This window comes from Aetokthonos hydrillicola CCALA 1050 (assembly GCF_017591665.1).
GTDB lineage: Bacteria > Cyanobacteriota > Cyanobacteriia > Cyanobacteriales > Nostocaceae > Aetokthonos > Aetokthonos hydrillicola.
Genome location: NZ_JAAKGC010000024.1, coordinates 102,052 through 111,670 on the forward strand (window position 1 = coordinate 102,052; position 9,619 = coordinate 111,670).

General features: G+C 43.5%; 15 protein-coding genes. 8 read left to right on the forward strand and 7 right to left on the reverse strand.

Annotated features, from left to right (window positions below):
* The first annotated feature begins 21 nt into the window (after positions 1–21).
* The 6 genes from G4P69_RS14900 to G4P69_RS14925 all read left to right on the forward strand — a co-directional run bounded on the left by G4P69_RS14900 (position 22) and on the right by G4P69_RS14925 (position 3,881).
* Positions 22–465: a hypothetical protein gene (locus G4P69_RS14900; protein ID WP_208344292.1), complete on the forward strand. Its 444-nt coding sequence runs from the start codon at positions 22–24 to the stop codon at positions 463–465.
* A 49-nt stretch (positions 466–514) separates the two neighbouring features.
* On the forward strand, positions 515–1,993 hold the full coding sequence (locus G4P69_RS14905) for a hypothetical protein (protein WP_208344293.1): 1,479 nt from the start codon (positions 515–517) through the stop codon (positions 1,991–1,993).
* A 291-nt stretch (positions 1,994–2,284) separates the two neighbouring features.
* The gene (locus tag G4P69_RS14910) at positions 2,285–2,500 is read left to right on the forward strand and encodes a hypothetical protein (RefSeq protein ID WP_208344294.1); all 216 of its coding nucleotides are present in this window, start codon (positions 2,285–2,287) and stop codon (positions 2,498–2,500) included.
* A gap of 57 nt (positions 2,501–2,557) precedes the next feature.
* Positions 2,558–2,839 (forward strand): hypothetical protein, encoded by a 282-nt coding sequence (locus tag G4P69_RS14915; RefSeq protein ID WP_208344295.1) that lies wholly within the window; start codon positions 2,558–2,560, stop codon positions 2,837–2,839.
* A gap of 62 nt (positions 2,840–2,901) precedes the next feature.
* Positions 2,902–3,324 carry an ASCH domain-containing protein gene (locus tag G4P69_RS14920; protein ID WP_208344296.1) on the forward strand — a complete coding sequence of 141 codons (423 nt, stop codon included), beginning with the start codon at positions 2,902–2,904 and terminating at the stop codon, positions 3,322–3,324.
* Between the two features lie 29 nt (positions 3,325–3,353).
* Positions 3,354–3,881 carry a hypothetical protein gene (locus G4P69_RS14925; protein WP_208344297.1) on the forward strand — a complete coding sequence of 176 codons (528 nt, stop codon included), beginning with the start codon at positions 3,354–3,356 and terminating at the stop codon, positions 3,879–3,881.
* Here the strand turns inward: G4P69_RS14925 and G4P69_RS14930 are convergent.
* Positions 3,878–4,342: a hypothetical protein gene (locus tag G4P69_RS14930; protein ID WP_208344298.1), complete on the reverse strand. Its 465-nt coding sequence runs from the start codon at positions 4,340–4,342 to the stop codon at positions 3,878–3,880. The genes G4P69_RS14925 and G4P69_RS14930 overlap by 4 nt on opposite strands.
* A 41-nt stretch (positions 4,343–4,383) precedes the next feature.
* On the opposite strand from G4P69_RS14930, the gene G4P69_RS14935 reads away from it, so the two are divergent.
* Entirely contained in the window at positions 4,384–4,797 is a 414-nt protein-coding gene (locus G4P69_RS14935; RefSeq protein WP_208344299.1) for a GNAT family N-acetyltransferase, read from the forward strand.
* On the opposite strand, the gene G4P69_RS14940 is transcribed toward G4P69_RS14935, so the two are convergent.
* The 6 genes from G4P69_RS14940 to G4P69_RS40455 are packed head-to-tail and all read right to left on the reverse strand — an operon-like array spanning position 4,751 to position 8,841.
* Positions 4,751–5,665 carry a phosphoadenosine phosphosulfate reductase domain-containing protein gene (locus G4P69_RS14940; RefSeq protein ID WP_208344300.1) on the reverse strand — a complete coding sequence of 305 codons (915 nt, stop codon included), beginning with the start codon at positions 5,663–5,665 and terminating at the stop codon, positions 4,751–4,753. The two genes, G4P69_RS14935 and G4P69_RS14940, sit on opposite strands and share 47 nt — an antisense overlap.
* Before the next feature lie 6 nt (positions 5,666–5,671).
* Positions 5,672–5,863 (reverse strand): hypothetical protein, encoded by a 192-nt coding sequence (locus tag G4P69_RS14945; protein ID WP_208344301.1) that lies wholly within the window; start codon positions 5,861–5,863, stop codon positions 5,672–5,674.
* Complete coding sequence (locus G4P69_RS14950) at positions 5,856–6,473, reverse strand: hypothetical protein (protein WP_208344302.1); 618 nt, start codon at positions 6,471–6,473, stop codon at positions 5,856–5,858. Before G4P69_RS14950 ends, G4P69_RS14945 begins: the two co-directional genes overlap by 8 nt.
* A 46-nt stretch (positions 6,474–6,519) precedes the next feature.
* Positions 6,520–6,774: a hypothetical protein gene (locus G4P69_RS14955; RefSeq protein ID WP_208344303.1), complete on the reverse strand. Its 255-nt coding sequence runs from the start codon at positions 6,772–6,774 to the stop codon at positions 6,520–6,522.
* Positions 6,767–7,714 (reverse strand): ParB N-terminal domain-containing protein, encoded by a 948-nt coding sequence (locus G4P69_RS14960; protein WP_208344304.1) that lies wholly within the window; start codon positions 7,712–7,714, stop codon positions 6,767–6,769. Before G4P69_RS14960 ends, G4P69_RS14955 begins: the two co-directional genes overlap by 8 nt.
* Entirely contained in the window at positions 7,711–8,841 is a 1,131-nt protein-coding gene (locus G4P69_RS40455; protein ID WP_208344305.1) for a sigma-70 family RNA polymerase sigma factor, read from the reverse strand. The genes G4P69_RS14960 and G4P69_RS40455 overlap by 4 nt, the downstream gene beginning before the upstream one ends.
* Here G4P69_RS40455 and G4P69_RS14970 point away from each other — a divergent pair.
* Positions 8,823–9,227 (forward strand): hypothetical protein, encoded by a 405-nt coding sequence (locus G4P69_RS14970; RefSeq protein ID WP_208344306.1) that lies wholly within the window; start codon positions 8,823–8,825, stop codon positions 9,225–9,227. The two genes, G4P69_RS40455 and G4P69_RS14970, sit on opposite strands and share 19 nt — an antisense overlap.
* Positions 9,228–9,619 lie beyond the last annotated feature (392 nt).

Sequence of the window (9,619 nt, forward strand, 5' to 3'; positions counted from 1 at the left end):
GAATAAATACTTTTAAAATTTATGTCACGTAAACCACTTATAATTATTCACCCTGACACCAAAGAAGAGTTAACGGTTGAGCAAGCAGCTAAATTAGTAGGAATAACACCAGGGGCGATGCGGCGGCGCTTAAGCGATCCTAGCTGGGATCTTAAAAAAACACTGACTCAAAAAGGTGATTGGAGTCGGTCTAAGAATGCGAAGAGTCGTGTAAAACCAGCTTTTGTGACTACGGTGATGGTTCCTGAGTCGTTAATAAATGGGTGTGTGCCTAATACTGTGGTGAAGGAAAAGCTCTTCACGGTTGAGAAATTAACACCTGTGCAATTAGAAGCCGGGGCAACCAAACAAGTTAGAATTGCGCTCACAGAAGAAGAACGGGATAGATTACATTGGCTAATGCTTGATAGTAAATTGCCTAGTTTGACAGCTGCTATTATTGCTCTTTTAACAAAAACGCCGTAATTTTAATCAGTCTCGGGAAAATTACGAATTAGAAATTACGAATTATTCCATGCCTACCCTCGAAGCCCTAAAACGCCGCCATACAGAACACCAACGCTACTGCGATTACTGGGAACTACTCACCGCTATAGTTGAGGGGGGTGATAGCATGACCGACGACACGAAAAGGAAGCTGTTACCCAACCCAGACGGTAGACCTGAAGCAGTCATGAAAGAACGGGTGAGACTTGCAACTTATTGTAATAAAATTGCTCCTATACTTTCCCGTTTCAACTCGGAACTGTTCAAAAATCCCGCTACACCGACTGGGAGTGATGACCCGTTTTGGTCTGACGACTTTTTCAAAAATGGTGCATTGCTAGATGGCGACGACGACGGTAGGGCATCATTCAACACTTTTCTAATGCAAGCCATGATGATGGCGTTGATGACCGGGAAAGCGATCGCCCAAATCGACACGAAAAGAGCAAATGGTGCAGTAAGCAAAGCCCAGCAACAAGAATCAGGCGAACTTAACCCTTACGTCATCCTGCATCCCCGATCAGCATTGTGGGATTGGGATAGCGGGAGGGATGGATTTAATTTTGTTAAGCTGCATCAGTTTCGGTTGGTTCGGTCAGGATGGGAAGCTACACCCATACCCGAACACGTTTTTACCATTTACTACCGTGAAAACGGCGCAATCTTCACGTCTAAATACGTGGTGCGGAAAATTGAGCGTGATTCTAAACCGCCACTGCCAGAGCCTTTCATTTCGCATTGTACTGAACGTGATATATCCATACAAGCAATTATTGAGGGAGCACCAATATTTAATGTAGGGGGTAAATTTGAATTTCCAATCGTGACTCTCACCTTACCCAAAGCTTTGTGGATGGCGGCACAGCTATTTGATTGTCAAAAAAGCTACTTCAACCAAACAGCAGCGCTTGAATACGCGTTGTACAGCAACAATTACGCAATGCCAGTGATAACTGGTGTGGATGACGATGACGATGATCCACTGCAAAACAGAAAAATGGGGGATGGGTATTACCTCACATTAAAAACCAACCAATCAATTACCAGCTTTGAACGCAGTGGCGCTTCTATTCAAACAGCGATTGGCTACCGTGCTGAGGTGAAGCGGGACATTTACGACGTGCTACAACAGATAGCCATGAGTGCGGCTGACGGGGCTTCAATTATTGCTCGTAGTGGTGAATCAAAATCAGAAGATAGGCGACCAGAGGAGATTTTATTGGAACGCTACGGGCAAATAGTGAAGGAATTTATTGTACAGGTATTGAAACCATCTGCGATCGCGCGGGGTGAAATTGTAGATTGGGCGGTAACTGGATACGATGAATTCCTTGGATTCTCCATCACTGATTTACTAACAGATATGCAAGGGATAGCCACAGCTGCCATACCTTCACCCACTTTTAAAAAGGAAATTCAAAAGCACTTTGTAAAACGTGCGGCTAGGGTATATGACCTTGACCAAAACGCAGTGGTACGAAGCTTATCAGAAATTGATGTTAGTTGAACCTTAAACTTGTTGCCAGTTTCTCTCTCCAAGCAGAGTTTCCTATTGCCATGCTTGATAAACTTGTTATTTATGACTCTTATTAATATTAATATTTTCCTCAAATATTTACCTATTAATTCGGCTATTTTGATAATATATACATAAGAGCATTTCATCCAAAGACAAGATGAAAATCGATATAGGACAACTAACCGGATTTACTTTTTACTTGCAATTCAAGCCTTACTCAAAACGACCAATCAATTTCTTTCTGGGATATTTCTACATAGCAATTTACTTGAGGTAAACATGACATATTCGCAAGCATCTAAATTGGCAAAGCAAGCATCAAAAACTGGCAGATACACGGTACTTTTATCTTCCTACAATCATGAATTAGCCAGATATCAATACGAATGGGCTTATTGGGATTATTGGTATCCGAGGCAAAACACACCACTATATTTATTTGCCAGAGATGAGGGATTTTATCAAGACGGCCAATACACGGATTCGATAATCTAGCCTACAAAAACAATCAAAAGCTTGGGTCACACCAAGCTTTTTTATTTAGGAGGATATATGCAATATAAAATCGAAAAAGATAGGCAAGAAACGATCAAACATAAAGTCATTAAAATCGAGCTAATTGATAGCCAAGGACACATGAAAATAGTAGAAATGTCAGGCGAGAATAAATTCACATTCCAAAAATTAAGAGAAATAATCGCTTTAGAACTACCAGGATGCTCTATATTGGCTATCTGGGCTGAACAAATGGCGCAACCACAGCCGATGCCAAAACCAATTTCAATATCCCAAGCAATCCTGATTCGCAAAAACAAGCAGATTCTTTGCGCTTAATTTGCTCATATATAGATAGATGCTTATGCCCGCCGTCTTGGATGGCGGGTATCTTTATAACTATGACACCATCTAATTTACGAGCCATTTCCATTCACGCACCTTTCGCCTACGCTATCTGCTTAGGTCTGAAGGATGAAGAGTACCGCACACAACCGACCTTAATTAGAGGTTGGATTTTAATACACAGCAGTCAGAGTAAAGCTTCTGACCAATACTTCACTGATTACGGCATTGATATTGCGAATGCCCTTGGGGGCACGCCGGAGGCGATCGCCAAAAGGGGAGCGATTATAGGAGCCTGCAAGCTAACTGACTGCATCGGTAGTCCTGGAGATTACGCTTACTGCTTAAAATCACCTATACTCTTCGACAAACCCATTGAGGGCATTAGGGGACAACAAAGCATATTTTGGGGGATTTCTGATAAATTCCCTGAGCGCCTAGAAGCCTTTAAATTGGCTTGGGGGATGATTAATCATTGAGCTAAAATGGCTCTATTTTGGGGGGAACTATGGCGGGATTAAAGGATATTTATGCGCTATCTCTAAGACCAGATGCCGCTATCAGAATAGCAATTGGAGACTTAACAATTCAATTAGCTACAGAAAATCTAGAATACAAAGGTAAGCTTGTAATTCATGCTTGTTCCTATGCATCCAGGGAAGAAGAGGACGAGTGCATAAAACGAATGACAAGCTTGAGTTTTTCACCAGAAGAAGTACCAAGTAACAGTATTTTAGGTTGGGCTAAAGTTAAGGAAATCAAAACCTACACGCCACAAACCTTTGCTATTGATGCCAAGTTACACGGTTATGGTGTGGATTTAAGTCAGTTTCTTGCACAAGAAGGCTGGCAAGGTAAAACAGTGTACGGCTACGTGTTGGAAGAGCACCATTACCTTAATCTGCCCATCATGGGTGTTGGTAGCGAATACCAGCATGGCGATTGGTGGAACGCCGAAACACCGTTTGAAATCCTGTGCTTCAAACGGTGTTTCGATGCTGAAAGTGTTAATATCGCGGAAACTGTCGGGTACTAAACCCTAATACCCAGTCTTGCTGCTGCTGCTCTTGCCGCATTACGCTCCCCTTCAGTTGCACCCCTTCTAGCAAGTTCACGGATAGCGTTGGCGCGACGGCTATTTCCACCACCGCCACCACCAGATGGAGCCGACGCAGCAGCCCGCCGACCACCTCGACTTGCACCCGCAGATCGGGCATTATCTGCACCAGATCTGCCGCGACTGCGAGAACCCCCTCTTAGTCCCGCGCCACCACCTCCACCAGATGGAGCACCACCACCAACATTAATAACTCTTCGCGGTGCAGCTAATCCAGTTCCCCGTGCCGCACTACCTCTTGCTCTTCTTGGAGGTGCAGCTAGTCCACCACCTCGGTTTCTGGTTCCGCCTCTGGCAGTTCTCACTCTATTTCCCCGAATTTGGTCTGGTGCGCCAAAACCTTGACCCCCGGTTCTTCTGCCTCCACCTCGTCTAGCCATAATGGAATCCTGTTTGTAACGTTACATAACTAGGTTTCCCGATGGCTTTATTATCAAGGCATCAAGCGTTTTACTACGAATTGACGACACCTTGCGGTTCGATTATTGGGGGTGTGTTTGCTGTTAATCATTGGAAATATATTGAAATCGTTGACTTGTTTGTCAACAAGCAATTTCAAGGTCAAGGGTATGGGCGATCGCTCCTAAAGGATGTTCTCAACTCTTACCCTCACAACATGATTTGCCTACGGTGTGAAGCTCTTGGTGATGGACTTAACCAAGATGAGCTAGTAGCGTGGTATCAGCGGTTAGAGTTTGTTGATGGAACGCCCTTTCACGAAGGTGAGGGGTGGATGCATAAACAACCGAAGGAAGACGGAAAAAGGAAAATGGAAAAAGGAGTGAGTATTATTTCATCCTTTTTCCTCCTTGCGTTTTCCCTTTTCCTTCAGTAAACCGGGCTTGAATTTCTGGGAATAAATCACACAGTTCTTTAAGCTGAACCGGTGCATAGTAGGCTAACCATTTGTAATACTGCGAACACAATATTTCTGGTGTGCAATACCACAGTGTACGAGGAAAAGCTTTATTCCCTTGTTTTTGGGGTATTTGGTGCATTGAGTAGATTGGTGAAACAGGGGCATCTTCACTTACTAGTAATGCCCAAACATCGATATCTTTCCAGTCTCCCAAAGGTAATGTGCGAATGTAGGGGAGTGCTTCTTTATCGTCTTGGTCGTGGAACTGAAACATACCTTCTCGATTTATTTCAAAGGCTCTCTCCATGCCTTCTCCAGCACGATTACCCCATAGATACATCACATTCTCTTCACCTTCACCGTAGAGGTGATGAAATTGGTAAAGTGCTTCATAAGTGATACTTTCCGCAACTGCGCCCCAGTCCCAAAAGTTGAGAAGCTTGCCTTCTTTTGTTTTCAAGCCGTAAGTATTGCCCCAGTCAAGATAGGCACGAATGATGTTAGGAAATGGACGGTCTGTGGTGTAGTCTTCAAAGTAGAGTTCACCCAAATATTCCTGCCATTCAGTCTCAACTAACCAGTGTTGGGGTAAATCTGCACCATTTTTAATGATGAGATGTGTGTAGTCAAGTCCGGCTAATTCCAGAATTAGCGCAGTTGCCATTGAGTCTTTACCGTAGCCAAACCACAGCCCAGGCGCTATGTTTTTGTTTACTCGGGGTTCAACGTACCACTGTTGTACACGTGTTATTGTCTTGGCTTTCAGGTTTTTAAATTGCTCAGTACGTGCATGTGCGGCTGCTTGGGCGTAGCGAGTTGGGGGTAGTGCGTCAACTATTCTCATGCTGGTTCACCTTGCTTGTTCCGACTCTTTGCTACCTCTGGCTTGACCAGTGTCGTAAAAATATATACCACAATTTATACAAAATCTATTACCCAAACCTGTGTCAGACATTTCTGAAGCATCAAGAACATTGCTCTTGCGATCGCGAAGCGCGGCGGCGAAGCGCCGATCGCACCGAGGGCATTTACATTTAGCCATCCCACAAATCCCCCTCTAACACGTCCTGGTTCTCTTGCTCATCGGACGCTTGGATTTCGCTACTTTCTTCTCTGCCAGAGGCAACACCTTCGATGTCGGTTTCTTGCGCTTCATTAATGAGTGCTTCCAATCGCTCTAAGGGTAAATCTGCATCCAATTTTAACTGCTGGATACATGATAAAGCTAACTCGCGCGCCACGCGATCGCCAGAATTTTTCAGCACCGCCACAATAAATGCCTTGCAAATCTCCAACTGACGGCGAATGTCACCCATTTTACTCAGACGCATTGCCCCATCGGCTAGTACAAGCGTACCCTGAAAAGCACGTAACATCCCTTCCAAGTCAAGTCCTAACAAACGCAGTTTTAATTCCTCTACGAATTCTTGGGTGAGTTCCCCCTGCTCTACCAGTACTTCACAAGCTTGGAGCAGGGTTTTGGATTCCTTGCCAAATTTACCAGCACCTTCAATTTGACTAATAACTCGTCCGTGAGCAACATAAAAACTCTCACGAATAATCGTTTCGTAGTCGTAGTTTTGAGCATCCGTGAAAGCCTCGCGCCACTTTCCGGTTAATCTTTTGCCATAAAGTGATTCTTCATTGGTCATGTTGTTAATGACCAATTGGCCATTCTTTACTCAACTTAATTTAGTTTTAATTACCGCGTTTTACCTCAGCAATCACGCGGTTAACTTCAACCATAGCGCGGCTACGGCGACCATGCTTAAAAGCATTTTGACTACTCTTAAGCTTACCTTCTTCTGTGCGCGGACCAGTCGATTTCTCCCAAGGCTTAGTAGCTAAAATTCGTTGTCTTGCTGCTTCTATAAATTCAGGTGATAAATTACGCCGATATTTTTTTACTTTTTTACTGTTGTATTGAGCCAGGAATTTTTCTATATCAAGCATCTTGCTGATTAGCTATTTTGCGTACTGCTTCTAATATAGTTTGCGATCGCCACTGTTGCGCTAACCCCTCTTTAGAAACCCCTAACTTATCAGCTGCATTGGCAACAAGTTCTTTAAATTCCTCTAGCACATCTTTATTTAAATACACCAAAAACCGAGTTTGCTCTTCTGACGGGTTGTAATTAGCTGATTCAACTTCAGCCAACACCCCTTCAGTTACTTCTGTTGTATCAACGGTAACTACCTCGTTCATACTGGATGGTATGTAACTGTCATCGTCAATTGACCCTCGTGCTTCAACATTAACCGTGTTACCTGAATAATCACTTGAATAATCTGTAGCGTCGGGGCGTTCAAAATATTCTTTCTCTTGGTAGTCAAACCCTTCTTCTTGTGGTTCCTCTTCCTTCCTTTGTAAAAAAGCCTGCATAAAGTTGTTGGCGGTGGAAGTGTCCCAACCGGCTGTTTTGATTTGACGTTTAGGCATTTGTGCCAAAATTGCGGCGATTTTACCAGGGTCGTCCCGTCCATCGTGCGACGTATTGTTAAGCCGCAACAACGCGGATTTTTGACTGAGGTCATCCAGAGTAGTGGGGATGACTGGGGTTTTCAACCAGTAGTCAGCACAGAAACGCCCTTGGTGCTTATTGGCTATTTTGTCCCTACCAGTAGCTTTTATCCAACGGTTCCACTCACTAGCAAAAAATTCATCATCCTGCTGACTCAGCCAATCAGCCCCTATAGTTCTACCGTGTCCTGAGATGAGATAACCTAAGCTACCATCTAGATTCTGCTGAATTGTGGGGTAAGCCAACCAACCGAAATCAAGCAAAGAATCACGTATCCAAGGTAAATCGTGTTCCTCGGTGTGTTCTCGAGGGTTTTCGGGGTGAAATTTTTCAAGGACGGTGCTGGTGGGTAGCCATAAAACCTCACTCATTTCTTCGCCTCCGTCGTCACAGCTTCTTGACTACGCTGCATTGCTTCACTTAATAGTTGTAGTGCACTGTCTAATTGTGTTGACGGAGGACAGTTTTTAGTTAGCCATTCAGCCAATCCATTAAACTTACCAATTAATTGCCATTGTTGTTGTACAGGGGTCGTCATTAGTTTTCTCGAAACTTTTATACCCTTGATACCATAACTTTTCGCCCATAGGTAAGCTGTGCTGTGGTCAACTTTGTAATGAATTTCGCACCAATGCAAGCTTTTACCTTGGGCGATGTGTAACAAAATTTTACGCCTAGTCTCTTGGTCATAACCACGCCTACCTACAGGTGCAGGGTTTTCTACGAACTGATGACCGCAGGATTTACACAGGTAAGATTGTTTACCCGTGCGCCTACCATTTTTGATAGTTTCATACTTACCACAGCTAGGACATTTCTTCTGCCCTTGGGTGATTGACCGCAGTAGCTGTATGGCTTCGGTTTCAATTTTTTGCAGATCGCTCTTGCTCAAAGAGTGCGATCGCGCTACTTCATTCAAGGAAATTCCTTCTATGTATATACTACGGATGATAGCGGCGTGTTGTGGTGGGAGTTGAGATAACAACGGTTCCCACTCGAAATCATCATCGTCTACTTCACTAGTTGTTAGTGCCTGGGGTAATTCGAGCAAATGCTGTGTACACGCTGTGTTTGCTTCCTCTGCCAATACCGATGTGATGCCGAGTCTTTCGGCTGCAATATTGTAGGGTATGCCTTCCTTTTCAGCATACCGTTTGATTTTTTGGTGAGTTTCTTGCAAATTGCGTGGCACTTTCACCAAACGCCCTTTATCGCGTAACCACTGGAGTATTGCACCTTGGATGAAGGGTACAGCAAGAGAAGAAAATTTGCGCTTTTTGGTGGGGTCAAATCGTTCCACCGCTTTGATTAACCCACCACTACCAATCTGTACCAGTTCTTCAAATGGTAGTGTGGAGCAATGAACCATTTTATGAGCAATCATATGGACTAAGCCCATATTTTGCTCAACCAAAATGTTGCGGAGACGGACATTTTTAGTTTTGCAATACTCAAGTAGTAGCGATTCGTTGTCTAAAAATGTCGTGTTGCAAACCATTTGTCCCCAACATAAAAATAACTTTTACTCTCCCCGTAGAAGGGCAATTCACTACTGACCCAGAAACCGGAAACCCGTTACAATTAACAGTCCCCTACGAAGTAGAGGCATGGCTAGAAGGCAATAACGCAGTAAAATCTGAACCTGGTAGCAACCCTAACACGGTTATGCTACGCGGTTATTCCGTGAATCCTCGGATTTTACCGAATGAACTTACCTGTAAACAATCTGAAGCGCAAGCAGTTTACACAGACCCATTAACTCTTAATCAGCACATCGGGAAATTTACACTCAAGCCGCGCTTTGATAGCACCCGTCCTGTAGTTGCTAGAGCGTTGGCTAGGAGAATTGGAACTGAGATAGAAGGAACGTTTGAGTGGAGATGAACTTGCGTTGTTGATTAAAAATGCGAACTATCACTGATTTGTGTGTTCTCTAAGTTGTTTATTATACTAATAATTAGAGGTTCCACAAAATTTCAACTTAACACTCGATTAACACTCCTTGCTTAACCCGCTCTTAACAGAGCGGTTTTTACTGATGAAGAAGGAAAAAGGAAGGGGGAAAGAGGAAAAAGGATGAGCGAGTATCAAACTTTTTCCTTTTTTCATTTTCCTTTTTCCATCATTTAAGTAAATAATGCGCATTATTACTGGTTTATGTATAAAAAATAATTTTTAATATGTATTAGCCGAAAGCCATGAGCTGAATATTTAAAGTTATCCTGGTTTAATTTTTTGTAAACCGCTCCCGTGGGCGGTTTTTACTTGGGTTATTT